At 42.5% G+C, this 25,922-nt stretch carries 27 protein-coding genes; 13 read left to right on the forward strand and 14 right to left on the reverse strand.

Annotation, left to right across the window (positions count from 1 at the left end; all coding sequences use genetic code 11):
• Positions 1 to 65: 65 nt before the first annotated feature.
• The 3 genes from OCU46_RS19855 to OCU46_RS19865 are packed head-to-tail and all read left to right on the forward strand — an operon-like array spanning position 66 to position 3,338.
• On the forward strand, positions 66 to 812 hold the full coding sequence (locus OCU46_RS19855; protein ID WP_141269141.1) for an acyltransferase: 747 nt from the start codon (positions 66 to 68) through the stop codon (positions 810 to 812).
• Complete coding sequence (locus OCU46_RS19860) at positions 805 to 1,917, forward strand: glycosyltransferase (protein WP_141269139.1); 1,113 nt, start codon at positions 805 to 807, stop codon at positions 1,915 to 1,917. The genes OCU46_RS19855 and OCU46_RS19860 overlap by 8 nt, the downstream gene beginning before the upstream one ends.
• On the forward strand, positions 1,914 to 3,338 hold the full coding sequence (locus OCU46_RS19865; RefSeq protein ID WP_141269137.1) for a GumC family protein: 1,425 nt from the start codon (positions 1,914 to 1,916) through the stop codon (positions 3,336 to 3,338). The genes OCU46_RS19860 and OCU46_RS19865 overlap by 4 nt, the downstream gene beginning before the upstream one ends.
• 83 nt (positions 3,339 to 3,421) lie before the next feature.
• Here the strand turns inward: OCU46_RS19865 and OCU46_RS19870 are convergent, their stop codons facing one another.
• From OCU46_RS19870 to OCU46_RS19890, 5 genes are all read right to left on the reverse strand, one after another.
• The gene (locus tag OCU46_RS19870) at positions 3,422 to 3,601 is read right to left on the reverse strand and encodes a hypothetical protein (protein ID WP_141269135.1); all 180 of its coding nucleotides are present in this window, start codon (positions 3,599 to 3,601) and stop codon (positions 3,422 to 3,424) included.
• A gap of 156 nt (positions 3,602 to 3,757) precedes the next feature.
• Positions 3,758 to 4,516, reverse strand: coding sequence for a metal-dependent hydrolase (locus tag OCU46_RS19875; RefSeq protein WP_141269133.1), 759 nt, complete (start codon positions 4,514 to 4,516; stop codon positions 3,758 to 3,760).
• Between the two features lie 403 nt (positions 4,517 to 4,919).
• Positions 4,920 to 5,498: a sugar O-acetyltransferase gene (locus OCU46_RS19880; protein WP_167495336.1), complete on the reverse strand. Its 579-nt coding sequence runs from the start codon at positions 5,496 to 5,498 to the stop codon at positions 4,920 to 4,922.
• Between the two features lie 194 nt (positions 5,499 to 5,692).
• Positions 5,693 to 6,100 (reverse strand): VOC family protein, encoded by a 408-nt coding sequence (locus tag OCU46_RS19885; RefSeq protein ID WP_141269129.1) that lies wholly within the window; start codon positions 6,098 to 6,100, stop codon positions 5,693 to 5,695.
• 51 nt (positions 6,101 to 6,151) lie between these two features.
• Complete coding sequence (locus OCU46_RS19890) at positions 6,152 to 6,988, reverse strand: DUF3626 domain-containing protein (protein WP_141269127.1); 837 nt, start codon at positions 6,986 to 6,988, stop codon at positions 6,152 to 6,154.
• A gap of 355 nt (positions 6,989 to 7,343) precedes the next feature.
• Here OCU46_RS19890 and OCU46_RS19895 point away from each other — a divergent pair, with 355 nt between their 5' ends.
• Entirely contained in the window at positions 7,344 to 8,726 is a 1,383-nt protein-coding gene (locus OCU46_RS19895) for an MATE family efflux transporter (protein WP_141269125.1), read from the forward strand.
• A 119-nt stretch (positions 8,727 to 8,845) separates the two neighbouring features.
• Here the strand turns inward: OCU46_RS19895 and OCU46_RS19900 are convergent, their stop codons facing one another.
• Complete coding sequence (locus tag OCU46_RS19900) at positions 8,846 to 9,814, reverse strand: hypothetical protein (protein WP_141269124.1); 969 nt, start codon at positions 9,812 to 9,814, stop codon at positions 8,846 to 8,848.
• Positions 9,815 to 10,167: 353 nt separating this feature from the next.
• Here OCU46_RS19900 and OCU46_RS19905 point away from each other — a divergent pair, with 353 nt between their 5' ends.
• Entirely contained in the window at positions 10,168 to 10,338 is a 171-nt protein-coding gene (locus OCU46_RS19905) for a hypothetical protein (RefSeq protein ID WP_167495331.1), read from the forward strand.
• Positions 10,339 to 10,481: 143 nt separating this feature from the next.
• Here the strand turns inward: OCU46_RS19905 and OCU46_RS19910 are convergent, their stop codons facing one another.
• Positions 10,482 to 11,423 carry a metallophosphoesterase family protein gene (locus OCU46_RS19910; RefSeq protein WP_141269122.1) on the reverse strand — a complete coding sequence of 314 codons (942 nt, stop codon included), beginning with the start codon at positions 11,421 to 11,423 and terminating at the stop codon, positions 10,482 to 10,484.
• Between the two features lie 256 nt (positions 11,424 to 11,679).
• On the opposite strand from OCU46_RS19910, the gene OCU46_RS19915 reads away from it, so the two are divergent.
• The 3 genes from OCU46_RS19915 to OCU46_RS19925 are packed head-to-tail and all read left to right on the forward strand — an operon-like array spanning position 11,680 to position 13,274.
• On the forward strand, positions 11,680 to 12,219 hold the full coding sequence (locus tag OCU46_RS19915) for a helix-turn-helix domain-containing protein (RefSeq protein ID WP_141269120.1): 540 nt from the start codon (positions 11,680 to 11,682) through the stop codon (positions 12,217 to 12,219).
• Positions 12,206 to 12,937, forward strand: a complete 732-nt coding sequence (locus OCU46_RS19920; RefSeq protein ID WP_141269118.1) for an AzlC family ABC transporter permease — start codon at positions 12,206 to 12,208, stop codon at positions 12,935 to 12,937. Before OCU46_RS19915 ends, OCU46_RS19920 begins: the two co-directional genes overlap by 14 nt.
• A complete protein-coding gene (locus OCU46_RS19925; protein ID WP_141269116.1) occupies positions 12,930 to 13,274 on the forward strand; it encodes an AzlD domain-containing protein in 345 nt (114 codons plus the stop codon). The genes OCU46_RS19920 and OCU46_RS19925 overlap by 8 nt, the downstream gene beginning before the upstream one ends.
• A gap of 105 nt (positions 13,275 to 13,379) precedes the next feature.
• On the opposite strand, the gene OCU46_RS19930 is transcribed toward OCU46_RS19925, so the two are convergent.
• Positions 13,380 to 13,901 (reverse strand): MarR family winged helix-turn-helix transcriptional regulator, encoded by a 522-nt coding sequence (locus tag OCU46_RS19930; protein ID WP_244311337.1) that lies wholly within the window; start codon positions 13,899 to 13,901, stop codon positions 13,380 to 13,382.
• 67 nt (positions 13,902 to 13,968) lie between these two features.
• Here OCU46_RS19930 and OCU46_RS19935 point away from each other — a divergent pair, with 67 nt between their 5' ends.
• Positions 13,969 to 15,165: a multidrug effflux MFS transporter gene (locus OCU46_RS19935; RefSeq protein ID WP_141269114.1), complete on the forward strand. Its 1,197-nt coding sequence runs from the start codon at positions 13,969 to 13,971 to the stop codon at positions 15,163 to 15,165.
• 142 nt (positions 15,166 to 15,307) lie between these two features.
• The gene (locus OCU46_RS19940; RefSeq protein WP_141269112.1) at positions 15,308 to 16,432 is read left to right on the forward strand and encodes a M14 family metallopeptidase; all 1,125 of its coding nucleotides are present in this window, start codon (positions 15,308 to 15,310) and stop codon (positions 16,430 to 16,432) included.
• Positions 16,433 to 16,991: 559 nt separating this feature from the next.
• On the opposite strand, the gene OCU46_RS19945 is transcribed toward OCU46_RS19940, so the two are convergent.
• The gene (locus OCU46_RS19945; protein ID WP_141269110.1) at positions 16,992 to 17,624 is read right to left on the reverse strand and encodes an FMN-binding negative transcriptional regulator; all 633 of its coding nucleotides are present in this window, start codon (positions 17,622 to 17,624) and stop codon (positions 16,992 to 16,994) included.
• 286 nt (positions 17,625 to 17,910) lie between these two features.
• Between OCU46_RS19945 and OCU46_RS19950 the strand changes: the two genes are divergently transcribed.
• The 3 genes from OCU46_RS19950 to OCU46_RS19960 all read left to right on the forward strand — a co-directional run bounded on the left by OCU46_RS19950 (position 17,911) and on the right by OCU46_RS19960 (position 20,254).
• Positions 17,911 to 19,242 (forward strand): MFS transporter, encoded by a 1,332-nt coding sequence (locus tag OCU46_RS19950; protein ID WP_141269108.1) that lies wholly within the window; start codon positions 17,911 to 17,913, stop codon positions 19,240 to 19,242.
• 119 nt (positions 19,243 to 19,361) lie between these two features.
• On the forward strand, positions 19,362 to 19,628 hold the full coding sequence (locus OCU46_RS19955; protein ID WP_141269106.1) for a DUF3081 family protein: 267 nt from the start codon (positions 19,362 to 19,364) through the stop codon (positions 19,626 to 19,628).
• A gap of 128 nt (positions 19,629 to 19,756) precedes the next feature.
• Positions 19,757 to 20,254, forward strand: a complete 498-nt coding sequence (locus OCU46_RS19960; protein ID WP_141269104.1) for a CIA30 family protein — start codon at positions 19,757 to 19,759, stop codon at positions 20,252 to 20,254.
• A 446-nt stretch (positions 20,255 to 20,700) separates the two neighbouring features.
• On the opposite strand, the gene OCU46_RS19965 is transcribed toward OCU46_RS19960, so the two are convergent.
• The 5 genes from OCU46_RS19965 to OCU46_RS19985 all read right to left on the reverse strand — a co-directional run bounded on the left by OCU46_RS19965 (position 20,701) and on the right by OCU46_RS19985 (position 25,659).
• A complete protein-coding gene (locus OCU46_RS19965; protein WP_141269102.1) occupies positions 20,701 to 21,390 on the reverse strand; it encodes a zinc metallopeptidase in 690 nt (229 codons plus the stop codon).
• Positions 21,391 to 21,840: 450 nt separating this feature from the next.
• On the reverse strand, positions 21,841 to 22,815 hold the full coding sequence (locus OCU46_RS19970; RefSeq protein WP_167495330.1) for a helix-turn-helix domain-containing protein: 975 nt from the start codon (positions 22,813 to 22,815) through the stop codon (positions 21,841 to 21,843).
• An 83-nt stretch (positions 22,816 to 22,898) separates the two neighbouring features.
• The gene (locus OCU46_RS19975; RefSeq protein ID WP_141269098.1) at positions 22,899 to 24,023 is read right to left on the reverse strand and encodes a hypothetical protein; all 1,125 of its coding nucleotides are present in this window, start codon (positions 24,021 to 24,023) and stop codon (positions 22,899 to 22,901) included.
• Between the two features lie 129 nt (positions 24,024 to 24,152).
• The gene (locus tag OCU46_RS19980; RefSeq protein ID WP_141269096.1) at positions 24,153 to 25,229 is read right to left on the reverse strand and encodes a 1-aminocyclopropane-1-carboxylate deaminase/D-cysteine desulfhydrase; all 1,077 of its coding nucleotides are present in this window, start codon (positions 25,227 to 25,229) and stop codon (positions 24,153 to 24,155) included.
• A 37-nt stretch (positions 25,230 to 25,266) separates the two neighbouring features.
• Positions 25,267 to 25,659, reverse strand: a complete 393-nt coding sequence (locus tag OCU46_RS19985) for a RidA family protein (protein ID WP_141269094.1) — start codon at positions 25,657 to 25,659, stop codon at positions 25,267 to 25,269.
• Positions 25,660 to 25,922 lie beyond the last annotated feature (263 nt).

Below are 25,922 nucleotides of genomic sequence, written 5' to 3' on the forward strand. Positions count from 1 at the left end.
GAAAGTGAAATTGATAGTGCAAATTGACACAATCATTTCACTTAAATGCACAAAGGAACGTTGCCATGAACGTATTAGATGCGAATCAGCTAAAACAAAAACTTAAAACCAACCAAAGCCCATTGGGGAAAAAACTCTTTTCGCTAGCGAAAGCAATACGCGTTTGTGATATCCGGTATCCGGTAGCACTGAATAAGCTTATCTACACCTTATATATTTGTTTCAGAGATACCTTTAACTTCATCCTGCGCGTTCTTTTCCAAACACCAGCTTTTCGTGGCCGCTGTCAGAACTCTGGTAAAGCACTGTATCTATACGGAGGTATTCCCTTTGTGTCTGGTCCCCTATCTATCACCGTTGGCGATCGTTGCCGTATCTCGGGACAAACCACATTCAGTGCCAGTGCTCATACTAGCAATCCAAGCTTAATCATCGGCTCCAACGTAGGTATAGGATGGCAAACCACCATCGCCGTTGGTACTAAAGTGGTCATTGAAGACAACGTGCGTATTGCCGGCAGAGCGAACCTATTTGGTTACTCTGGGCATCCACTAGATGCAAGAAAGCGAGCTAAGGGCGAACCTGATGACATAAATCAGATTGGCGACATTGTTTTAAAGCGCGACTGTTGGTTAGGTACAAACTGCATTGTGAAGTCAGGTGTCACTATAGGCCAAGGCGCTGTCATTGCATCAGGCAGTGTGGTCACAGAAGACATTCCACCATTTGTCATCGCTGCGGGCGTTCCGGCAAAAGTAATCAAATATATATCTCAAGAGACTAATTGTGAGCAAGGAGGCGAGCATGCGTGATCTTATTGTATTTGGTGAAGACTTTGGCGGTCTTCCTTCTAGCACTCAGCACATCATTACTCGATTGAACCCTGAGCGACGCATTCTTTGGGTTAATTCAATTGGCCTGCGTAGACCTCGCCTATCCACAACTGATATGAAGCGCGTATATAACAAACTGTTTTCTAGAAACAGCAAAGTGGCGATGGCAAACGCTGAGACTATTCCTAATAACATGAAAGTAATCAGTCTGAAAACACTACCTGCGCCAAGGTTTGCATGGGAACGAAAGCTTGCTAAAGCTTGGATGACATCGCAATTAGCACCGACATTAGAACGCCTTGAATTTAACGATCCAATTCTGTGGACCTCATTGCCAACAGCCGCTGATTTGTGTGGTCATATCAATGAGTCATCTGTGGTGTATTATTGCGGTGATGACTTTGGTGCATTGGCGGGCGTTGACCATAAAACGGTCATCAATCATGAAAGCAAGCTTACCGATAAAGCCAACCTTATCCTAACCGCGAGTGAAGCCATGCAGCAGCGCTTCCCCGCTTGTAAAACTCAACTATTACGACACGGTGTGGATTACGAACGTTTTTCCACACCGGCACCTCGTGCGAAAGATCTTCCTAAGGGCAAACCTATCGCAGGGTTCTATGGCAGCCTTTCTAATTGGCTAGATTACGATCTGATTAATCAGACTGCGAAAGCGATGCCCGATTGGAATTTTGTATTTATTGGCAACAACGAGTTAAGCCATAATCCGTTTGCCCATCTCGACAATATTCATTTACTTGGACCTCGTCCTCATCATGAACTACCCGGCTATTCCCAGCATTGGGACGTAAGCCTTTTACCTTTTATTCTCAATGACCAAATCAAAGCATGCAGTCCATTAAAGCTAATGGAGTACGTGGCATGCGGAACCCCTATTATTACCACGAAATTCCCTGCCCTAAAGCACTTTGAAGACCAAGTGAATATGGTTAAAGACAGTAAACAACTCATTGAATGCTTAAGTCGTCACCAGAGTCTCACCCCTTGTCATAGTCGTAGTGTTGAAAACGAAAGTTGGCAACAACGTTCGCAGTTCGTGGACTGGTTATTGGAGCTATTATGATTGAACTTAAGCTGCGCATTGCTGGATTAATCGTGAGTACTTGGAGACGTCGCTGGGTCATACTGCTGCCGGCTCTTATCCTTCCGGTAGTGGCCATTGGTGTTTCCAAACTGGCCCCGACAAAGTACAAAGCACATACCAGCATGCTTATACAAGAAACGGCCAAAATGAACCCGTTTCTTCAGGACCTTGCGGTATCAACCATGCTGAATGACCGCTTAAACGCGGTAAAAACACTACTAAAAAGTCGTCACGTACTTTCGACCGTAGCACTAGAACTGGGTCTAATTAATGAAAGCAGTTCTGACTATGAGAAAGACCAGGTGATGGCAAAGATTGCGGCAAATCTTAACGTGGTTCAGCAAGGTAAAGATCTTCTAAAGATCGAGTACTCCGCATCTTCCCCTTATGGAATGAAAGAGCTTCTTGAATCAGTAAGTCGCCATTTTATAGAGCAATTGTTAGCGCCTGAGCGTTCTTCAATTCGCGACTCAAGTACCTTTTTGAACGAACATATAGAAAAACGTTTTTCTGATTTGCAAAAGGCAGAACAAAAGCTCGCTGAATACACTAACGTCCACTCGTCATTAACCCCCGAGATCCGTTCACAAAGTTACGCTCGCATTGCGGTCTTAAAACAGAGCCTTGCCGAAAAAGAAGCAGAACTATTTGGTGTGGAACGAAGTCTCAGCACCTTAGATCAACAGTTATCCAGCACTAACCCTGTTGTGGGTCGTATTGAAGACAAAATTATAGAAATACGCAGTGATTTAACGCTATTACAAGCAAGATACACAGAGAATCATAGCTCGGTACAAGCCAAGAAAAGAGAGCTAAATCGCTTAGAACAAGAGCGTGAAGTGTTACTAAATTCCACGCAACCCACTTTAGACACCGACCAACTTAGAAATATGGCCAGCAGCCAAAACCTAAATAACCTTACGACGATTCAGCCGTTGCTAATGAGTCAATTGCAAAACCTTCAGCAAGTTCAAAGTCGCTTTGAAGCACTCACCGAAGAAACGGCTCGATTAACCACCATGATCGCGGAGCTAGAACAGAAAACCCAAGGCTATGGTGACAACGTAAAAGAAATCTTTAGCCTGCAAAGAGACGTTGAAATGAAGCGCCAACTGTATGAGGAGCTTGTCCAACGATATGAAATGGCTCAATTAACCGGAGCATTAGGTGTATTTGAAGAGAATAAACGCGTGAAAATCATTGATTTACCTTTCACACCTAGCTCTCCATCAAACTGGCCGACCGTCATTTATCTTATTTTGGGTTTGGTTGGCGGTTTAGGGTTGGGCGTGGGTCTTGCTGTGCTTTTAGAATTGTTTGATACCACCCTACGAAACAAAGCCGATGCGCAGTCAATAACCTCTATCCCTGTTATTGCTATTGCGCCACAGCATAGTTAGATACCAATAAACCTTTACCCATAAAAAAGGACAAACCGCGGTTTGTCCTTTTAATTTAAGCCATTGACGTTGTTATTTGTTTATTAGTCTAGTTCACATTGCACTTGAATGACTTCAGTATCGGCTTTATTTAATTTGGCCGCGAGTGCTGCACCTTCTTTATTACATTCTTCTAAAGACGTAAATTGAGTGTTTACATCTAGTTCAGCTGTGCTTTGCGTGCCACCCATCATTAAGCTAAGGATTAGTGTCAGTTCGTACATGATTTTGCCTCATTGTCAGTGAGCAAAGGCGTCCATTGTGAAAATTGAGACGTTTAGATTCAATCCTAAGCACTTTGCTGATATGCGGCTATTCTATTCATTTAGCAGAGCTAATTCTTACCATTAGACGACAGTCATACCAAAAATCGTAACCTTTCAGATTGTGTTTTGGCTCATCGCCTTACGAGTTGAGGTAATAACTTCATCAAAGAAGTGAACAACTTCCCCTTTATTTAGCCAATCAGGTTTAAAGCGAAATTCGCTCCAATTACTCACCTTATGCCAAGTATTATCTAACGCAGGACCATGCACATATAAAACCGCGATCAATAGGCACTGACAGGCGCTAATAAAAGGATTTTTCGGGGAAAATACTTTAAGGGCGGTACCAAAAGACATCTTTATGCGTCTATTGGCCAAATCAACGCTATACAACTCATCCAATACAAGATGAACTACCCCACCAAAGCAGATAAAGGCGCCAGATAGCCACGCTGTCACATCACTATAGCCAAGTAAGAACACTAACCAGACAATAAGTAGGCCGGACATAGCTATAAACGCCAGAGAATGACAGGAGCCACGGTGAACAGTAAGCTTCTCTAACATTGCCTTTAGGTTGTATCTAATCGATAAATAACAAAATATGCTATAAACAATCAGCTCCAGCATGGATACTGTCAAATAGATATGACCTACGAAGCTGAATGTGGTCAGCGCCCCAAACAAGCGAAAGAGCGTACTCATAGAGGTTGAGTTATCGGAATCGATATCAGGTAGTAACCCACCTATCGTACCTAACAGTATCAACCATAGTGCAGTAATGGGTACAATGTGCCCTGCCGATAGCAGGGCTGTCGCCGCTAAACTACTCGTCAGCGCGGCTGTTCCAAGATGTGTATTGAAATTAGCCACTGTAATCACATTTACAAAGACCGCTATATCATCAAGACCTAAGGGCACTCCCTATTAATAACGCCTTGTCTAATCGCTATCTTTGCCTTTTTAAAACTGGATAAATAAACAGTATACATCTTAAATCGCAATAACTGTACTAAATCACAGTATTAAACTTAGATAATGTGTTGATAGCGCTTATTTTGATCAATTAGCGGTAATATCCTATAAATCAGCTAATTACCTTTACGCAATATTGTGTAGCAGACTCTTTAGGTTACCTTCATTGCAGGCTCACCAACATTCATGCCAGAGGTTTACACTTAGATTCTCTGGTAATGCTATTAATATCTATAAATGGACAAAACGCTTCTGTTCGAAAAGAAGTGCCTTGGAATCCCATATTTTTGCCTCAACGCTACTAGTTGAATTTAAGCTCTTTGTAATAATATTCTTTGTCGCGTTCACTGATTTCACGTATCACTCGACACGGGTTTCCATAGGCAACCACGTTGGGTGGAATATCTTTGGTTACGACACTACCCGCCCCAATCACGCTATTTTCACCTATTGTCACCCCAGGCAATATTACAGAAGCGGCACCGATCCAGACATTGTTACCGATCCGAACTGGAATGTTGAACTGCGCTACTTTTTTTCGACTTTCAGGCTCAATGGGATGGCCTGCCGTTGCAATCGTTACGTTTGGCGCAATCATGACGTAATCGCCAATATAGATATGCGTATCATCCACTAAAGTGAGATTGAAATTTGCATACACTCGTTTTCCAAGATGAGTATGCTTACCCCAATTAGCGCGCACTGGTGGTTCGATGTAGCAATCGTCACCCACCTCAGCAAATAATCGACGCATTATCTGTTGTCGTTTGTCACCTTCTGATGGACGCGTTTGATTGTAATCATACATTGCCTCCATGCACGCAAGCTGTTCGTCCACCAGCGCCTGTTCATGCGACTCGTACACTTCACCACTGTGCATCTTACGTTTTATCTCTTCCAGTCCCACTAGATCACTCCAAAATATTGGTTCAACTTGAGATTATATCAAGGAGAGCAAATAGGATTCTTAGAGGTACGAGGCAGTTTCACAAACAACAGCGTAAACCAAACTACAAATTACAGGTGCGACTAGGAAATCACCATTCAATAACCTGATGATTTTTAAGATTAATATTACCCTTTATGTAGCTGTAGTAGATCCCATTTATTACCATAGAGGTCTTGAAATACCACTACTGTCCCATAAGCTTCTTCGCGAGGCGTTTCATTGAAAGTAACACCCTTGTCCTTCATTAATTGATAATCCCGCCAGAAGTCATTGGTTTGCAAAAACAAAAATACTCGGCCACCGGTTTGGTTGCCAACCGCCTGGAGCTGTTCTTCTGTGCTGGCTTGAGCTAGAAGCAAGTTCGTCCCATTTGAGTTTGGTGGAGCGACCTGCACCCAGCGCTTACCATCGCCCAAGTCGGTATCTTCTATTAATTCGAATTGAAGCTTTTGAGTATAGAATTCAATCGCATCATCATAGTTTTCAACAACTAGTGCGATATTGCCAATTTGCTGCTGTACTTGTTTGGACATTGTGTTCACTCGATTCTAAAACAATAATCTAAATAATTTCTTATAAAGCACTTACTGTTGTCTATAGCCAAATCTTGCTAAGTAGTGCCAGATTTTCTTCACATCTTGCTCATTAAAGCCCTGCTGAGTAACAGCGCGTCCAAGCAAGAAAGTGTTAATCATGCCCTTGTGTGCTATCTGTTTGGCTAGATCGATAAATTGCTGACCACGATAATCTGGATACTGACTCATTTGTTCAATACTAAGCTCATAACCCTTATGCCATCTAAGGGGGATTCCAAGAAGCAACGCATACTTTTCAATAGCGGTATTTCTATAGATAGGATCTAGCACTAGACACTCAACATCTTCTTTAATCGACACTACACCGTGTATATGCGCCTCAATGTAATCATCAAGTAAATCTTCATTCGATTGACTGGCTTTCTCGATCAAAGGTGTCAAACGATCAGATACAGCAAAGTCGTCTGGCTCAAAGAAACTGTCTGGATAGCAAAACGTGGTGCGCTCAAAGCTATGTGGCTTAAGTTGGAAATAGGCGGAGCCAAATCGCGGTGATGCACCAAATTCATAACCTCTAAAGTTAAGCGCACCATATTTTGGCCTGAGAGTATTAGGTGCAAGATCATAAGCTCCATCAAACACACGTTGTTCCCATAGCCAGCGCTCCCCTCCTTTAAACGCTGTCAGGCCTCCATTACTAGTGCCCGTCTCAAATTGCGACTTCAAGTAACCCTGTTCAGCAATTGCCAGTAGTAGCGGCTGATTATTTGAGGTGAAACGATCTGGATGAAAGTTAATAGTGACAGGGTAACTAGCAGGTAAGCTAACGCCTCTTGATTTTAGCCTCATATTTGCCAGTGCGTTTTCCACAGCTATATCATTCATCTACACCTCAACTGTAATAGTCTATTTACTCTATACCACTAATAAAAAATGGTGATTAAATTTTCAATACGGACAGTAAACCTTACCAACTATCTCACCCAAAATGCTATAAAAATCAATACCTACTGCATATTGGAAATGAAGTTTTCAACAAAACTAGTGACATTTAATGATTGGTTTAAGCGAAGCTACTGAATATGTTAGTTGCATTGGCGTTAGAAATCGCCTGCATTTCAGCAGAACTTGACCCAAATAAATAACGTGTTTATATTGGCGCCGCCTAACGGGCACACCCTAAAATGCACATCGCCATCCTGCCATCACTGGTGCATTTATATTGGTGTTAAGACATCTCATGTTAACGAACTTCCGTCTTTTTACTCGTGAATCGGGTGCATTGATGCACCTATCCATCCCTATCATTCTGACTCAAATCGCGACCCAAGCTATGGGTTTTGTCGATACCACAATGGCCGGTCAAGTAAGCCCAGCGGATCTCGCTGCTATTGCGCTAGGGACCAGTCTCTGGGTGCCTGTGCTGTTGTTGCTACGAGGCGTCATCATGGCTTTAACTCCGGTTGTTGCCTATCACAGAGGTGCTAGAAACTTCCCAAAGATCTCTGTAGAGTTCTTTCAAATGGTATGGCTTGCCTCGCTCGCAAGTGTATTGCTCATTACTTATCTCACCAACGCGAAGCCGATATTGGAGTGGATAGGTGTAGCGTCTGAAATCATTCCCATTGCCAGTGATTACGCCTTTGCTCTTGCGTTTGGTGTTCCAGGTATAGCGTTGTTTTATACCCTTAACGGGCTGTGCGAGGGGATGAACAATACAAAAGTACCCATGATTGTCTCGGTAATTGGACTGCTGATTAACATCCCTGTTAACTATGTTCTCATTTACGGGAAATTTGGGTTTCCTGAACTTGGGGCTGTGGGCTGTGGCTATGCGACAAGCTTGGTGTATTGGTTGATGTCTGGGTTATTGTATAGCTATATAAAAGGTCATCACCACTATAAGAACATCATTCGTTTTACAGACGCTAAGCCAAGATCAAAAGAAATGATCCATCTATTAAAGCTAGGCCTACCTATTGGAATGAACATAGCAGTTTGTGGCAGCATTTTTGCTGTCATTGCACTTTTAATTGGACGTATTGGAGCTGAGAATGTTGCTGCTGCGCAAATAGCACTAAATATCTCGAGTCTGACTTACGTCATCCCTATGAGCATCTCATTTGGCATAACCATTCGTGTCGGCCATGCCTTAGGGGAAAAAGAGGAATCTAGCGCAATTGAACGAAGCACGATAGGCATTGTAGTAGCTGGATTGGTATCGTTACTCTCTGTTGCCACACTACTGTTGTTCCCTGAGTTTCTCATTAGGCTATACACTTCAGATCCTACCATCACCGCCACGGCAGCGACCCTGCTGACCTTAACGGCTATTTATCAGTTCAGTGACGCCCTACAAACCTCTGCCAACGGTGCACTGCGTGGGTACAAAGATACAAAAGTGCCAATGATGCTTGCTATCGCTTCCTACTGGGGACTAGCTCTCCCTCTTGGAGTGATACTTGGATTAACCTACTACATAGTTCCTCCAATGGGAGAAACGGGGTTTTGGATTGGGATACTCCTGGGCTTAACCGTTGCGGCTGTGCTAATGCTATTAAGGCTTCGATACATCATTAAACGCAGAAATGAGATCCCAATGCAGATTGCGGCTGCGAGTTAATCCCTTCATCGTTCTGATCTCCGTTTAGGTGCTATAAACCGCCTGCTATGAAATCAATAAGGCCTGAAAGCTGTTTTGCTCTCAGGCCTTACTAATCATGCAATGAATCAAGAATCGAGCTATTTTACTTGGTATCTCAATAAGACTTCATTATCCAAAACAACATTCGTTGACCAGATAAAACTTGCGCCCGCGCCGCTGAACTTCTCGATAAAGTTCATATAGGCGTTCTTGTTATTTACACCAATCTCATCTTCCGTATACAGAGTTGCCTGAGGCCAAGACGATGAATCAAACTCCTTGGTCATCCAGTTACTCGGTGTCTGCCAGTGGACACCGTAAGCATCTTGCCCATTGTCAGTACCTTGAGTAGTGCACTCGTCTGATAAACGTTGTCCATTGGCTTCTTTTAAACATGAAAGGTCATAAATGGGTGACGTATAAAAGGTTTGAGCTTGCCAGTCTTTGCTAGTGACGGTGCCATCACTAAAACTGGCAATAAAGCCCCCGTCCCCAGGGTGGTATGCCTTACCTCTATTGCTCTCAGAGCCTAATCCAAGGTTTTCTTCCCAATCAATCACCTTGACGGCTATCGTGTATGGCTTACTCACCTTAAACTTCACAATACTAGAGTTGAACGGCGTAAAAGGAACGCTATCAACACCAACGAGTGTTCCGTTGATATAGAGTTCAAAATAGTTATCCGCAAAAATATAACCGGTAACTTCCTCTCCATCTGGGTCCACAATTACCACTGGAACTGAATTCTGATCTACTTCGGCAATGCTTCTCGGAGTAATACCACTGCACTCTTCATATAAATCCACAGCCTTGGGGCCAGAAGCAAAATTATTGTCTGCCGGCACCGTCCAAACCTTGCCCTGTGCATCAGTTATCTCACCAATACCCGCAACTCGGCTACGTCCATTCTCACACTGAAAAATATTCTTTTCGAGAGTCTTAGCTGCGCCTTGAGTAATACTGCCGGTACCCACGTATTCTTGTTTCTCGTTAGAGCATGCAGCAAAGGATAAGGTGAGTAGTATTGACGATGAAAGCCTGATGCAACGTTTTGAAGTTATGTTCATTTTTACCCTGTGGTTTGAACTAACGGAATTCTATTAGCTTAGTTGTGAATTTGTATCTGCACAAAAGAGAATAAAGTGAGTTTCCAACATATCAAATAAGGCATGCTATCTTAGTAATTACTTGGCAGCATTAGGCAATGCAATAGCACTCGATCTATCAAACTACTCGATTTAAGCGACCTTGTTCTCATGCCGAGTTCTACTCACGTTGAATTCTGTCTACGAGTTCAAACTCCTATCTTTTTTGATAGAAATTTACCTGTTTCTTTAGGTTAAATTGTACATAAATTGAGAGGATAACTAGGTAATCCGAGACCCCTATTGTCTCGACCTACTCAGTTTTGGGAGGCGTTATGAAAAGAAAAAAACTAGGTCATGTAATGTCATTCAGTAGAATGTTTTCATTCATTTCATTTCTATCAGCCACACTCGCATGGATCCTAAATATCTATGCAGTGTTCGCCATTTCTGTCGCAAGCCTTGTTGTTAGTGCAGTTCTTTACATGAGAGACAAGCCTGCTTAAGGGATGAATAAGAGCGCTTAGGCGCTCTTTATGCAATATCATATTTTAGTGATGCCACTACTCGTTAATGGCACTCAAGACCCGTTTGCAACCTACTATTTTTAATTCATCGAATTTGTAAAACGTTGCTTAATACAAATAAGCTATTTCTTCGCATTGGTTAAAATAGGCTTTCCATATTTATCAACTAACCCATCAAGCTTTAGATTGATAAACTTGGGCTCTTCTTCTTCAGACACCGATACCCACATTATGTGATCCATATGAAATCCTCGATTTGAAGGTGTAAAGGCACCCCCTGTCGTCCCTAGTTGAATGTAGTCCCTAGCGTTTTTACTTTCGTAATAGTAAGTATGCTCGTGGCCGTTCAGCACGGTATATGGAAACTTTTGTAAAGCGGTCTCTAGTGTCGAAAATCCACTTGATGCATCTCCCCATAAAGGCTTATGCATCAGAACAAACACCCATTTAACACCTTCATCATTTTCGAGAACTGACAAAAAATAATCAATTTGATCATCGCTTAATTTGCCAAACTGTCGCTCCTTTAACTTGGCATACTCTGTTTCAGCAAAGGCTTCCTCACCCTCTGTTTTATACAGATTCACCGCTTCGTTGCGCAAGATTTTAATTTCACTAAAACGTTGCTCTGTGAAATCTTCAGAATCTAACATCAGGAACAACAGATCTTGATGTTTAAAATGATAATAGCGAGGCCCGACTTGCGATTCCCACCAACGACGCATTTTTATATTTGAGATGTCATGGTTACCTACAACGGGGTAAAACGGGATTTCACTGCGTTTTGTAATGTCGGCAAATGCTCGCCATTCGGAATTCATCGTAGCCAGTTCTTCTGTGCCTCCCTCAATTAAATCACCTACAGATAAAATGAAGTCAGGCTGCATAAGCGAAAGCGCATTAACCGCATCTGAATAGACTCCTTTTCTTTCTCCGCCAGTAAGGTCACCTATAACAGCAAACTGAACCGTATCTTTTGTTAACGGAGCTTGAAACTGAATATTTGATTCTGCAAAAATCTCTGTGGAAATGAATACACCAAGTATTGCTAGCAGTGACTTCATTTAGATAACCTCTATAAAATCATGATGATAGTAAAGCGTAAGTCGTGATTACCCCGTGATCAACTCATAGAAATCTCTTTGATAGAGACTCACACAATAACCACCAAGTTCGCTCGAAGAACATCAACACCCTACTTGCCCCTCTAACTACTATTAAGTACAGCAAACTCATGCACAAAATAACACCAACTTTTGATTGACATTCATCCGTTCCTTATATAGAACGTTCTATATATGGAACATTTTAGGAAAGTCTATGGATGAGCTAAATCTCGTTGTTTTGGGACGCAACCTTCAGCAATTACGTCTAGCAAAGGGAATCTCACTTTCTCAATTAGCTTCGGATGCGGGTATCGCGAAATCCAATTTATCTCGCCTAGAAAATGGCAGTGGTAACCCTACACTTGATACGATCTGGCGTTTGGCAATGCAGTTAGATACTTCCTTTGGTAGCTTAGTTGACTCTGTTAACACGCCTATCGAAGACAATGGCATGCAAGTCCAGCTTATTGAAAGAGGAACTGATGACCCGCAAGTAGACGCTTATTGGATGTCTTGCGCGCCGCATACCAACAAAATTTCCAAAGCACACTCCCTTGGAACCGTTGAAACTATCAGTGTTATATCTGGCGAGATTGAAACTGGAGAAGAAAACAATATCAAGCACTTAGCCGCAGGTGACTTTCATCGCTTCCCAGCCGACAAGTCACATGTTTATCGAACCACTACTGCGGGAGCAACGCTACTCGTCACCATCATTTATGCCAACAAGGAAAGTGCTCATGAACGCAAATAGTGAAGCTTCAGTATGGAAGCCTTGGATTGCTGGAGCGACCGATGCCTTAGCCCTAATGGGTGGTTATATCTCGGTTGCGATCTCTTTTGGCGTCATTGCATTGCAATCAGGCTTCAGTGTTTGGGAAACCATCGCCATCTCGGTGTTCATCTACGCAGGAGCGTCTCAATTCTTGTTTGTTGCTATGGTTGCCTCTGGTGCCCCGCTATGGCTAGTGGTGGTTATGACGCTTCTGATTAATGCTCGACATGTGGTTTATGGCCCTAATATTGCGCCTTACCTAACCAAGAGTCCCTGGTGGATAGCGCTTCTTCATGGTTTAACCGATCAGATCTTCGCTCTGGCACATACTCGTCTGCCGCAACTTGCCCCAAGCGAACGCCTAGGTTGGTTTGCTGGTGCTGCTCTATTGGCCTGGTTTAGTTGGATTGGCGGCACTGCATTAGGAGCCATTGCTGGTGCTGAACTTATTGCTCAATGGCCTTTACTCGGTGAAGTATTGCCATTTGCGCTACCCGCATTATTTTTAGTGCTACTCGCGCCGAAATTCAACACCTTGCTGTGGACTATTTCACTTGCAGGTACAAGTGTGGTCGCCCTAATTTTAAAGCTTGTTGGCTATCCAAACGCTGCTATCCCCTTGGCTGCGCTGTGTGGGGCTCTGCTCTATTATGGCGTTAGATCTACCTCACTCACTAAGGAGCCTGATCATGGATAAGTCACTATGGGTTGTCATGATGCTCATCGCTGCGGGAACCTTCGCAATGCGTCTCTTGCCTATGTTGTGGATGTCGCGACGTATGAAAGGTCGTAACCAAGGGGGATCATTGGATAATATTCCGACCTGGCTATCAGTATTGGGGCCCACTATGATAGCGGCGATGTTTGGTACATCACTGATACCGGCAACACCTTCGGTTGTATCTTGGATAGCGACTATCGTAGGTACACTGTTTACCTTACTAATTTGGTATTGGAAACGCTCCCTTGGCTTACCAGTACTTGCTGGTGTGGCCATATACGGCGCTATCATTTACATTGGTGGGTTGATCTAGCATAAATAAAATAGGGTGCCATAGCAGTTTGTAGCGGCACCCTATTTCAATGCTGACTATCATCTCAGATGCTTTATGTCAGTAACGTAGTTCCACAGAAACCCCTCACTCCCAATGCCCAAGCACTTTACTAAGGAGTTTATCTAGTTGCTGTTTTTCTTCTGTCGTCAAAATATCTAATTTACGTTGCTCTTGTTGATGCAGAGTAAACGCTACCTGCTCAATGAGTTTTCGTCCTAGCTCAGTCAGTTTTACCAATTTACTACGCCCATCTTCCGGGTTTTCTAATCGCTCAATTAGTCCTGACTTTTCCACTCGGCGAAGGACTTTTGTCAATCCTCCTGAACTAAATAGCATTGAGCGATATAAATCAGTCGGAGATAAACAGTAGGGTTCAGCGCTACGTCTTAACGTCATCAATATACCGAAATCGGCCTTTTGTAAATCATGCTCAATAATGATCTCTTCTAAATCATCATCTAAAAGGCTGTGTATTCGATGAATCATCAAGATCGTAGGCCTAAAGCTATCGAACGCCTCAGGCCAGTTTGTTCTTCCATGCTTCAAAATTGTTTCTAGGCTTTCTTGTTGAGACATTTTCGACAACTCACTGTGATTGCGACTCATTGAAATATATCTTGCTAGGAAGATAAAATCCACCTATTATCTTTCTAGAAAGATAAATGAGGTATTAATGAAAAATTCTATTAGCCGTAGTCTCGTTGTGCTCCTAGCAGCCGTATTTGCGATGACTCCATTTGCCATCGATAGCTACTTGCCCGCAATCCCAAGCATTGCCAAAGAGCTGAATGTAGATACAGCGATGATCTCAATTACGGTCAGCATTTATGTATTCGGCTTAGCCATAGGCCAGTTAATTGGTGGCCCGCTATCTGACAAGTTTGGCCGAATGAAGGTAATGGTGGCTGGCTTAGTGATATTTGCATTTTGTAGCGTCATGCTCGCATTAGCAGCAAATGTTCATAGTTTTTGGTTATGGCGTATTTTGCAGTCTTTAGGCGGAGGCATTGCGGTGGTTGGTGTTCCTGCCACAATTCGAGATAACACAGAAGGCAGTGAGTCAGCAAAACTGTTCGCGCTCATTGCGCTTATTAGCATGATTGCCCCGTCTATTGCCCCTTCTGTAGGTACAGCAATTATGAATATACTAGGCTGGCATTGGATATTTATTATCTCTGGCAGCTTGGCTCTAGTGGTAGCCTTTATGGCTACTCGCGTTTTACCAAAAGACCAGAAACGCCCTTCATCAACAACTTCTGTACGCTACAAAGACGTGTTTACAGAGTCCAAAGCATTGGGATACATGGTCTCTCAAAGTTTTAGTTTCTCTGTGCTAATGACATTTATTGCAAATGGCGCGTTTGCTTACATGATTCATTTTGGTGTGACCCCAGAGTTGTTTTCTGTGCTTTTTTTAGTAAATGTCATCGGTGTTGCGATTGTAAATCGAATCAATTCATTCCTATTGAGCCACCATTCCCCAGAAAAGTTATTGGTTAACTTTATCGGCCTTCAAGTGCTTGGCACAACAACATTAATCGCCTCGCAGATTATTGCCCCCGGCAACTTGTGGTTTGCGGTCATTGGATTTGTTATCAGCATTTCCGCCAACGGTGGGATCATGGCCAACTCTAACGCTAGCTTCCTGAAGCACTTTGGGAAAGGCGCTGGCGTCGCATCCGCTGCGATTGGCGCTACGCAATTTTTTACCGCTGCGAGCATTAGTGCTCTCGCGGCCTTGCTAAGTAAAGAATCACTATGGCCTATGGTCGGCATCATGTTTTGTGCGTCACTTATTTCACTATTTGGGGCAATCAAGGCTAATAATCACAATGGTGTCTATCAGGTGCCTTTAAAGAGTGAAGCCTAAGCAACTTTTATCGAAAATAAGGGGCCTACAGTGCCCCTTCTTTGTTTTAATTAGGGTCAATATAGAGTTTTCTGAGACGGTGATAGTTCTCTGATAATTTGTGCTAGTCTAGGTGCACCTCAATCACGAGAAACTCATCAAAATGAAAATTTTCAGTAACTTTGAAAGTGGTAACATCAACGTTGTATCAGCAACTTCACCAAATGATATTCAACTTACCATTCCAGCCGACAACCAAACCGATATTTCACAATGGTTCCACTTCCGCCTAGAAAACGAAGCACAACAGAATCACCATTTTACCATTAGCGGTTTAGCAACATCGGCTTATCCTGAAGGTTGGAATGATTACGATGTAGTCGCTTCTTACGATCGTGAAGAATGGTTCCGCATTCCTGCTAAGTTCGATGGCGATGCATTAACCTTCGATATCATCCCAGAACATGATTCTATGTACTTCGCGTATTTCGCGCCTTACTCATACGACCGCCACCAAGATCTTTTGCACAGCGCGCAAACACACCCTGCTTGCAAGCTAGAGACACTAGGCCACACGCTAGATAACAATGACATCAGCCTACTGACTATTGGAGAGCCGAATCCCGAAAAGAAAAATGTATGGGTAATTGGACGACAGCACCCTGGCGAGACAATGGCTGAATGGTTTATTGAAGGCTTCTTACAACGCCTGTTAGATGAAACCGATACGGTTGGTCGCTCACTACTCGACAAAGTGGTTATTCGTGTTGTCCCTAACATGAACCCAGACGGCAGCATTCGAGGTCATCTTCGTACTAACGGGATTGGCGTTAACTTGAACCGTGAGTGGCAAACACCATCAATGGATCGCAGCCCAGAAGTGTTTCTTGTTAGAGAGCGAATGTTGGAACTCGGTGTCGATATGTTTTTAGATATCCATGGTGATGAGGCTATTCCATATAACTTCGTAGCGGGTAGTGAAGGCATTCCCTCTTACGACGAGCGCATTGCTCATCTGGAAAAGCACTTCAAACAAGCCTTGTTGACCATCACACCAGAATTTCAAGATGAAATTGGCTATGACAAAGACGAACCAGGTAAAGCGAACCTAACCGTTGGTTCGAACTGGGTAGCTGAACAATTTAAATGCTTGTCATACACAGTAGAAATGCCATTTAAAGATCATATCAGTCACGCTGATGAACTTTACGGCTGGTCTCCAGAGCGCAGTGTCGCGTTCGGCCATGACATGTTGGCAGCGGTATGGGCCACGGTCTCAGAGCTATAAGATTTTTCTAATTTTATGACTAAAAAAGGCTGAGAGCAGTTAAGTTCTCAGCCTTTTTTATCACTCTTTGAAAGATATATTTTGGCTCGATGTGAACAATCAAGCTCTGTGCGATAAGCCCCACTTGCCTTAACGCAAAGGAGATAGAGATTGTGAGATCTGTCTATGCAAGTGCGCATTCTCTTTTTTAATGCTCGCTATTTCTCTCACATATCGGGAGTTATCTCTTTTTAGTTCTAATATGATCTCATTTGCCAACTGAAGGGCATCAACAGGTTTATCTGATGATTTTATATATGAACCTTTTACTGCCTTTTTTCCACTACCTTCGAAGTTAATCACTTTACCATACCCTATCGATACCAACTCATTGACTATTTATTCACTTTTAACACTGCGAACAATATCAACCGTGTAATCATCATAACCAACCCAACAAAGAGAATGATATTCTGTATATGAGATATTCAACAATGATTAATGGGTATATCAGCTATGCATCAAGGTAATAAAACCCAGCGATACGCTAAAAATGATCTTTCAACTCTTGTCGTCCCGGTCATTTGCCTTGTGCTCGTACCCAAGAAGCAACCTCTAGTGCCGAGGGTTCATTTAGTGCTGACAAACCGTTTACAACCCCTTGTTGGTTAACTTCGGGTTGATTTTGACTTAGCTTCCACTGCCCCTCAATAGCTCTTAGCTTTATTTCAATACCGACGATGGCTGGCAACATTTTCTCAATAAACCCATCAGGCGCATCAGATATTGACCAAGGATAAGGTGAGTTAACTTCATGTTGAGCCGTCAATTGATCAATCATGCTGTATATCCAATCAACATCCTTTATAAATGAAATAGCACCCTTTGCATGAACTACAACATAATTCCACGTAGGTACAGCACGACCATTTTCTAATTTAGTTGGGTAATGATTCGGCGAAATATAACAATTAGGCCCATGGAAAATAACAAGTACATTGGATCCGCTATGCACTTTCTTCCACAGTGGGTTTGCTTTTGCTATGTGTCCTTTCAAAAGTAATTTGTCATCCACTTGCTCTAACATTAAAGGTAGATGCACAGCTTCAATACCGTCTTCTGATTGTGCTGTGAGTGTGGCAAAAGGGTATTGTTCTACCACTCCTAGCAACTGTTCTATATTCTCTTGTCTGAACTTATTTGGAATGTACATGCCTCATCCTTGTGTAAATAATGCTCACTACCACCTCGACGTTAACTAAAAACTAATTAAGTATTTGAAGTACATTTAACCCATACTTTTTCAAGGCACTTTTCAGTCAAAAAGTTAGACTCAGGTTAGCCTGAGTGACGTTTTTTATACCAACGAAAATCTCATCGTAATATTGCTTCACACGTATCTCACCTTGAATCTGGAAAGATTTTAAAAGCAACACCTTTACCATCAAACCAAATCAGGTATATACCTAAAGGTATGTTGTCCTAAATGCTGAAGATTCATGACGTTCAGAGAAATTCTTCAAATCCCTAATGTGCGCTACTACCTGATGTTTAGAAGCAGTTACTTTGCACGTTTCTACTATCCCATCTTTACCCTACTCTTTCTAGACTACGGATTGACCCTCTCACAATTTGCGATGCTCAACGTGGTGTGGGCCGCGACTATCGTCCTCGCAGAGGTTCCATCGGGTGCGTTTGCCGACACATTAGGGCGAAAAAAGTTGGTAGTCCTGTCTTCGGTGATCATGTTTATAGAGATCGGGTTGATCGCGGTGGTGCCCACTGGCAACCCTGATTTGGTGTTCATTGTTTTCTTAGTTAATAGAATCTTAAGCGGTTTAGCCATGGCATTGGCGAGCGGGGCTGACGAAGCATTGGCTTATGACACATTAAAAGAACATGGCAAAGAAGAAGCATGGCCACTGGTGTTACAAATTCAACTTCGCATCGCTTCAAGTATCGGCATTGTCGTTACTCTTGTCGGCGCAGCTATGTATGATGTTGATTTTATGACTCATATCTACCATTTTATTGGCCTATCAAAACCTGAAACCACCCAAGACATCATGCGCATACCGGTTTTTGCAACTCTATTGGTAGCCATGGTTGCCATTTATGCCGCGATAAATATGCAAGAAGATAGCAAAGCATTAACCAGGCATGACAATAAACTAGCCACGTCAGTAGCAAGCCTAAAGTTAACGCTAAAAACTGGGCAATGGGTACTTTCAACTCCTTATGTGCTTTTTATATTACTCTATTACAGCCTGTTTGAGCACACCTCACGTATGTTCTTAACCATGAACAGTCAGTATTATCGTGCTATTGATATTCCTATCATCTATTTTGGTTTGATAGGTGCAGGAGTCAGCGTTCTTAAAATACTTTTGGCTGGGCAAAGCAGAAAATTAGCGGAGAGCGTTGAACCAAAGACCTTTCTCGTGATTGCGGGGTTAGCTACCGTAGCGACCTACTACTGGATTAGCTTAGGATGGCCAATTTATGGGGTTGTTCCCGTACTACTGCTGATATTCATTATCATGACGATGAACATTTTCATCAGCTATCACCTCAACAGAAAAACCGAATCACACAACAGGGCAACAGTATTAAGTTTTAAGGGGCTGATGTTTAATCTCGGCTACGGTTCAATAGGCGTTTTATATGCTTACTACTACAAATTAGTGTCTCAAAACTATACTGAAGTGCAAATAGAGCAGCATCTAGACTTTTTAGCGTCACTTTCTTCGTTTTGCTATTACTTTGCATTTCTGTTTATTTTAATCAGCGTACTTTTCTGCATCAAAAATAGACAGGAAACCATTTTCTAGTTATTACTGCTCAGCTGTATTTGTATTTAACCACAAGGCTCATTAATCACTAGTGATCGACACACAGTACTCAGTCGTAAGTACCCAATATCGTCTGCGAATCAATTAAAGGAACGAAAATGGACAATCGCCTGACCGTTATGGACTTTCTTAAAGTGTTTGAAAGCATTCGCTCGTCAGGAGTAAAAGAAGACCATAAGTACAACTTTGCAGACCTTCACGCCTGGCATGATTATGACGGATACACCTGTTGGTTGGGCTTCAAGGATGTCACTGTGACTCTCATGTTTCATGGGTCTTTGAAGATAGAGTACGACAAGACGGCTAGCTATGAAGAGTTTCTGAATCGGTGCATTACATTAACAGCAAACAAGCCACTACAATGACTCCACCTAACGACTCTTACAATGCCATTCCCAGCATCGCATCAAGATTTAGGCAAGGGCTTCGCTTAAGCGCCTCCCTATTTTTGTGTCTGTTCATTGGTCATTTTGCTACAGCTTCAGAGGAAACTATGATTGATTTCACCCAATACGGCGAGCATAAACAGTGGCGGGCGACCAACGACAACGTAATGGGAGGCATTTCACAGGGACAACTCACCTTTGATGGTTCTCATAGTCTGTTTCAAGGGGGGCTTTCATTAGCAAACAACGGAGGTTTCAGCTCTGTTAGCCGGTCAATACTACCACTATCATCTGACAAGATTGGGATAGAGTTAGTATACATTGGCGATGGAAGGACATATCAGCTCAGGTTATCAACACAGAGTAATAGTGACAGCGTCACCTATAAGCATGAGTTCTCAACCAGCAAAGGGCAGACACAGACTAAGGAATTTCATCTCGACGATTTTCAAGCAGTGTTTAGGGGACGACTCCTATCCGGAGCACCTGATCTTTCTGCACAAAATATCAAAAAGATGGGCTTTTTAATCGCGGACAAGCAAGCAGGAAACTTCTCCCTTAAACTAATTCAAATTCGCTTCAAATCTGAAGCTTCTTTAAAGTAAACTCACTGATCTCATCGAATAAGCAGAAATATTTCTCGTTATTCTTTAGGAGTGCTCTTAGTGGAGTCTTTATCAAAGAAACTAAATCCTTTAGGCATAAAAAACTCACAGGCCTGCCTCTTGGCTGAAGTGGGTTGCTCCCAGGCTCCACAAAGGTCTTTGTTATTTTCTCTGGTTCTAGTGAACTGCTTACATTGACCACAACGTTCCATTGTTATCGCTACCTCAAAAAAGACATATTTCACTGTACCCTAGCCCATATCAAACCATTTTGACCTGCACTAAATTTTCGTCGCTTTTTAGGTATTGAACTCTTGCGATTAACTCTGCCTACTCCTTCCCTACAGAGCTTAAAAGCTATCACATCTTTTATAGGTACATACGCATATAAGGCTTTTTGGGACAAATGACATAGCATTCGTTGAACCTCTGGCATTAAGCAACCATTACCGGCGAAGCACCGCGATCCATCGGCCTAAGTTTAACAAACTGGTCAACGAGGCAGCGACATAGGTCAGTGCCGCCGCCTTGAGAATTTTCTCCGCATGCACCATGTCACCATCATGCAAGTAGCCGCCTTTCTGCAAGATTGGCAGAGCCTTGCCATAACTGGCATCGAACTCAACCGGAAGAGTCAACAAGTGCACCATGGTACTTAATGCCATAGAAACAACACCTATTATTATGGTTATCGCTCCCGCTTGCGGCACGCGGGTTAGCAGTAGAACAATAGGAGCTGCCACTAGCATTATTCCGGCGATACGCTCGCCGACCATGGCAGTCTTTACGAGCTTCTGCCTAGCTAGAAACAACGGCTCTCCACGTGAATCCTGAATGGCATGCCCCACTTCATGAGCGGCCACAGTTACAGCCGTTAGTGAGTATCCAGAATAGTTGTCCGGAGTCAGACGCACAGCCTTAGCCACCGGATCATAGTGATCACCAACTGGGGTCTCCTCTACATCGACGTTCTCCAAGCCAAAACTGTCCAGCAGGTGGCGAGCAAGCTCACCACCATTTCCCTGCTTGCGGTAGCGATCAGCCGGTTGTCTGTACTTTTCCATCACATGCTTGACCCACAGGCCCGGCAGGAAGACGCACAACGCGATTATGATTAATATGACTATCCAGAACATTTAAATAAGTATGCCATGAGCAATTGGGTGACTACTAAGCATTATACGCATAAAAAGGAGCAGTAGATGCTTGCTAGCAATAGGCTGACTCGAATATGGGAAAAATGAGTTAGTGAGTTTACTAATTTAGAAAATCACGGATTAGTTGATGTATGGGAAAATTAGCAGGCACAGAATTATGAATAGCATCGATAACCATGATTCTATTACAAAATTTGCTCGCAACTTGCTTCTACATCGGTAAATATCCTTAACAGCGCACCTGGACAAAAACCACTCTGGCGGACTTGTTAAGTTAGTGCTGAATCAACTACTTTTGTGCGCTTTAAGTTAGATGCACCAAAGTGCATTTCAGGCAGTCAGGTTTATCTGCTCTAAGTTAATAAAAACGATGAAAAGCCAAAGCCAATTGCTCAAAATAAAATCATTTCACCTTGAACTAAATGTCGATTACCCATTTCGCCATTTAGACGGGGGACTCCCTGTAACACGCTTAAAAGCACGAATGAAAGAGGATATGTGGTTATAGCCTAACGCTTCTGAAATATCCGCTAAACTCATCCCCTGCTTAAGCATTGGTTTAGCCTTATTTGCCATTGCAATCTCGCGTACTTCCTTGTAACTCGTACCTTGTTGGCTCAATTTTCTCTGTAATGTTCGTTTCGACATATTTATAAGTTTGGCAATAGCTTCAATGGAGTCGTTAGTTCCAATATAGAGTTGCACTACGCTCACAACACTTTCTTGAAATGAGTTTATATTGCCTTCACTAGAAAAAAGGCATTTTTCAATCTGAGGTTTAAAATCTTTCTGCAAGTCTCTATTCGAGGCTACAACTCCAGTCCTGAAGTAACCGCCAATCAGTTCGATATCAGTTAGATGACTAGATTCTAATAAAGGACTCAGTTCCGTGTGATGAAAGCAGATTTTAATAGGCTTAAAATTCGGTAACCCACATGCTTGGATAACACGACAAAAGCACAACACTGTGAACAACTCACTCCATAACGTCTCTTTGCTACTCCCAAAAGGAAATTCTCTTTGAAGAGTAGCATTTCCTAGCGAATCACTTTCCAATTCGACTCGAGTGTAGCCAGTTGCCATCTTCATCGCGGATGGAAAATAATTCAGTGCTGCTTCAATATTCTGTGATGGTCTCATGTGTACTATGACGTCTGGGACAAAAACCTCGTCTATAACTTGATTAAAGTTAGAGATGAGAATGTCTATAGGATATTTTTCTGCCAGCAACTGCCAGAAATTTTGGATAGGTGCTATTGGAATGAACCCCTTATCAGACTCATAAAAACTTTGCGGAAGTTCCGATATTTCTGCCAATGCGTAATTGCTAGAATCTAGTTCTAGGAATCTTTTTACAATTGATTTTGCATAGCTTAACTTTATTAGAGGTACAACATCAGTCATTGGAATTGCCATCTTTTTATATGAATACAAGCCAATAGTCGTTTGATCTCCATAGATTAAGAACAAACTTAGATTTTGGCTGATTAACTATGATTAATTGGGATCAGTTCCACGTTCTTTTGTTTTCCAGTGACTAAAATCAAAGTCAGTAAAGGGTAAATTACAGCAAAAACAATTAGGAGTGTCGCCCCATCTGTTGCAGAGAGTCGACCATAAACAGCCCCAGTAACAAGGACGAACAGATCATTAAACACCCAAAGCAACATAAACGTAATACTTAAGCTTGCAGGCGTGACTCCTTCCCTCTTAAATGCCAGCATCATATAGCTTGTGACACTAGAGAATAGCGAAAAACCACAAATCATACCCGCGTAAGCGTTACCCGAACTGATAAATATAACAGCACCTACTGCACCAACTAAAGATGCTGAAATGGCTACCACGCGATAGTTGCAGATGGTTGCTAATCCTGTCCCAACAAAACTACCTGCGATTGCCGCTAACAAAAATGGAGTAACCATTGCAGGTTCAAGAAAAGTAAAGCAAAGCGTAAAAAATGCTACGACAGCTGAAAATGCTGCTGCAAATATGAGGTTAAACAATGATTTCACCCCATTTAGTACACCACTTGAGGGGGCGTTATCTCGACGGATAGGCTTTGCTTTGGTGCGTAACCCAAGCATCGTTAATACAAGGAGTAAAGCGATGCCTACAAACAGATACATTGGCAAATGTAACTGAGTCATAATCAAACTCGCTGATACTATTAGTGCTGTAATTCCTATATTAGGCGCCGCGTTGTTGGCCCCACTGACAATACTGAGTTCCTTCTCTTGAAAGAGCATAGCTGTTAACGGGTTAATAGTGGCCAAGATAAAACCACCACCTAAGCCTATGAAGGCCTTGCTGAGCATATGCTCAGAGAAAGCTAACCCTCCTATACCAACACCCACTATTGCCACACCAGCAGTGAACATTAACGTTCCTACCTTAAACGCGCTGAAGCTATCGACTTTGTTTAAAATTACACACCCAATTATGGTACTGAAAAGCTTACAGGCGATAAGTATAGTCAACCCATTAGACAGTGTCGTAACGGAGTCCACTCCTAATGAACCAGCCGTAATAAAAAAGTCGCCAAGCTTCATACTCGCCGAGAAAAGAGCGTATCCCAGAAACAGCGTAGCTCCAGAAATTAGTTTTACCATTTTAGAAACCTTAGAAAATCAGATAGTAGAGGACCCGTAGTGAGGGCTAAATCTTTATTAGCCCTCCTACCTATGCGCGCAATAACGAACTACACCGCTATTCAACGAAACTGTTGGTAACTTAACCAACTAGTCATCATTTGCATTAGACGTCTTTGAATTACCCAGCTCCCCTACTATTTCAGATTCACTGAAAAGCGCTACAGAGCCACCTGTATGGATGAAAACCACATTTGAACCTTGAGGAATAACACCGGAGTTGACGTAATGAAGTAACCCGTCAAATCCTTTACCCGTATAGGTTGGATCTAATGTAATTCCTTCGCGTTTAGCGACATAATGAATGGCGTTAGTTCCACCTTCTGAAGGTAATTCGTAACCCTGACCAACAAAACTGCAATCAACTTTCAAATGAGAAGGCGTACAGTTCTTATCAATCCCTAACTTAGTTAAGCTACCAGAGGCTATCGTTGAAATATCCAAACAATAGCGCTCTAGATCCTCTCGAGGTGCAGCAGATATAGAAATAATCTCGATTGCGTTGTCTTCGCCCATTACAGTACGTGCGGCCTGCAATCCAGATAACGATCCGCCAGTTCCTGTGGTTTGAACAATATAATCGACTCCGCCGTACCCATGCATTTGTTCTGATATTTCAAGGTAGGTATCAATAGCACCGATTGACCCCAACTCATTATTCCCACCTACAGGACAGTCAAATACTTTATGCCCTCTCCTTTGATACTCTTCTACGATCGCACGACCTTGAACCATTACTTCTTTAGTAATTTCTTCAATATTCATATCGCCAACGGGAATCGTTCGAATATCTGCATCCATTACATGATTCAACAGAAAGTTTGACTTTAATTCTTTCGGTTTAACAAACTCTACCAATAGTACAACTGCTTTTAATCCGAGCTTATTGGCGGCAGCTATGGTTTGTAAGGCATGATTTGACTGGGTTGCGCCATACGTAATCACGGTGTCACAGTTTTTATTTATCGCTTCACCCATTAGATATTCCAGTTTGCGAATTTTGTTCCCCCCAAATATACCTAGACCCGAAAAGTCTTCGCGTTTCATAAAGATGTTTACCCCTATATCTTTAGATATATTGTCAAGCTTGTGTAACGGAGTGGGGAAAAATCCTAGGTTTGCTTTCGGTAATTTACTCATACCAGTACGTAAAAGATGTTTTGACATGACAGTTGTCCTTTGAATTCGGTAAGTTGAAACGCAATCAGTTAGCTAGGTAAAAGCGAATTTCTACTAAAAATGTGGGAATCATGAACCCAACACCAACGGTTGCACTTGTCGGTTTTGGACGATCGTTAAAGTACTCTATCCATGCTTTGTTCAGTTGCTTGGCGTCTTCAGGAGCAATGTATGGTGTGCCTTCTTCTGTTTTTGCTCTAAGTAGCAGCCAGACATCGGCACCGATAATGTGATCTTTAGTTAAATTCATCTCTTTTAATTGCTTATCTAGCACGCCAAATGTATTCACTGCTTGCTCATAGACTGAACTAACATTGGCGTGGTTAGGGTCAAAACAGCCTGACGTCATTGCCACCTGATTTGATACAGAACTTGCAGATAAAGAAAACATTGGATGCGAGTTAAAAAAATTGATCATGATTTGATCTCCAATAGTTATTTAATCCAAAAGACAGTCACCGGATCATGAATTGTCTGATTCATCCGAATGGCTGAAAGGGTCTAGTGGATGCTACGGAATAACCAAATAGTTTAATTAGCATTTAGCGCCATATTTAACTCTTAGGTACGTAAAGGTCATCTAAGCAATTTTTACGCTGTAAGAAATAGCCCAAGATGCTTCTGTTGCAGAGGGTTAATACTATCTACTAATCCCTAACACTCAATTGGCGTGAAATGCTA

The organism is Vibrio comitans (genome assembly GCA_024346835.1).
Lineage (GTDB): Bacteria > Pseudomonadota > Gammaproteobacteria > Enterobacterales > Vibrionaceae > Vibrio > Vibrio comitans.

Excerpts from the sequence above, each read along its gene's own strand:
- OCU46_RS19855 (WP_141269141.1), top strand. The coding sequence starts at position 66 with ATGAACGTATTAGATGCGAATCAGCTAAAACAAAAACTTAAAACCAAC.
- OCU46_RS19860 (WP_141269139.1), top strand. The coding sequence starts at position 805 with ATGCGTGATCTTATTGTATTTGGTGAAGACTTTGGCGGTCTTCCTTCT.
- OCU46_RS19865 (WP_141269137.1), top strand. The coding sequence starts at position 1,914 with ATGATTGAACTTAAGCTGCGCATTGCTGGATTAATCGTGAGTACTTGG.
- OCU46_RS19870 (WP_141269135.1), bottom strand. The coding sequence starts at position 3,601 with ATGTACGAACTGACACTAATCCTTAGCTTAATGATGGGTGGCACGCAA.
- OCU46_RS19880 (WP_167495336.1), bottom strand. The coding sequence starts at position 5,498 with ATGCACAGTGGTGAAGTGTACGAGTCGCATGAACAGGCGCTGGTGGAC.
- OCU46_RS19885 (WP_141269129.1), bottom strand. The coding sequence starts at position 6,100 with ATGTCCAAACAAGTACAGCAGCAAATTGGCAATATCGCACTAGTTGTT.
- OCU46_RS19890 (WP_141269127.1), bottom strand. The coding sequence starts at position 6,988 with ATGAATGATATAGCTGTGGAAAACGCACTGGCAAATATGAGGCTAAAA.
- OCU46_RS19895 (WP_141269125.1), top strand. The coding sequence starts at position 7,344 with ATGTTAACGAACTTCCGTCTTTTTACTCGTGAATCGGGTGCATTGATG.
- OCU46_RS19900 (WP_141269124.1), bottom strand. The coding sequence starts at position 9,814 with ATGAACATAACTTCAAAACGTTGCATCAGGCTTTCATCGTCAATACTA.
- OCU46_RS19905 (WP_167495331.1), top strand. The coding sequence starts at position 10,168 with ATGAAAAGAAAAAAACTAGGTCATGTAATGTCATTCAGTAGAATGTTT.
- OCU46_RS19910 (WP_141269122.1), bottom strand. The coding sequence starts at position 11,423 with ATGAAGTCACTGCTAGCAATACTTGGTGTATTCATTTCCACAGAGATT.
- OCU46_RS19915 (WP_141269120.1), top strand. The coding sequence starts at position 11,680 with ATGGATGAGCTAAATCTCGTTGTTTTGGGACGCAACCTTCAGCAATTA.
- OCU46_RS19920 (WP_141269118.1), top strand. The coding sequence starts at position 12,206 with ATGAACGCAAATAGTGAAGCTTCAGTATGGAAGCCTTGGATTGCTGGA.
- OCU46_RS19925 (WP_141269116.1), top strand. The coding sequence starts at position 12,930 with ATGGATAAGTCACTATGGGTTGTCATGATGCTCATCGCTGCGGGAACC.
- OCU46_RS19930 (WP_244311337.1), bottom strand. The coding sequence starts at position 13,901 with ATGAGTCGCAATCACAGTGAGTTGTCGAAAATGTCTCAACAAGAAAGC.
- OCU46_RS19935 (WP_141269114.1), top strand. The coding sequence starts at position 13,969 with ATGAAAAATTCTATTAGCCGTAGTCTCGTTGTGCTCCTAGCAGCCGTA.
- OCU46_RS19940 (WP_141269112.1), top strand. The coding sequence starts at position 15,308 with ATGAAAATTTTCAGTAACTTTGAAAGTGGTAACATCAACGTTGTATCA.
- OCU46_RS19945 (WP_141269110.1), bottom strand. The coding sequence starts at position 17,624 with ATGTACATTCCAAATAAGTTCAGACAAGAGAATATAGAACAGTTGCTA.
- OCU46_RS19950 (WP_141269108.1), top strand. The coding sequence starts at position 17,911 with ATGACGTTCAGAGAAATTCTTCAAATCCCTAATGTGCGCTACTACCTG.
- OCU46_RS19955 (WP_141269106.1), top strand. The coding sequence starts at position 19,362 with ATGGACAATCGCCTGACCGTTATGGACTTTCTTAAAGTGTTTGAAAGC.
- OCU46_RS19960 (WP_141269104.1), top strand. The coding sequence starts at position 19,757 with ATGATTGATTTCACCCAATACGGCGAGCATAAACAGTGGCGGGCGACC.
- OCU46_RS19965 (WP_141269102.1), bottom strand. The coding sequence starts at position 21,390 with ATGTTCTGGATAGTCATATTAATCATAATCGCGTTGTGCGTCTTCCTG.
- OCU46_RS19970 (WP_167495330.1), bottom strand. The coding sequence starts at position 22,815 with ATGACTGATGTTGTACCTCTAATAAAGTTAAGCTATGCAAAATCAATT.
- OCU46_RS19975 (WP_141269098.1), bottom strand. The coding sequence starts at position 24,023 with ATGGTAAAACTAATTTCTGGAGCTACGCTGTTTCTGGGATACGCTCTT.
- OCU46_RS19980 (WP_141269096.1), bottom strand. The coding sequence starts at position 25,229 with ATGTCAAAACATCTTTTACGTACTGGTATGAGTAAATTACCGAAAGCA.
- OCU46_RS19985 (WP_141269094.1), bottom strand. The coding sequence starts at position 25,659 with ATGATCAATTTTTTTAACTCGCATCCAATGTTTTCTTTATCTGCAAGT.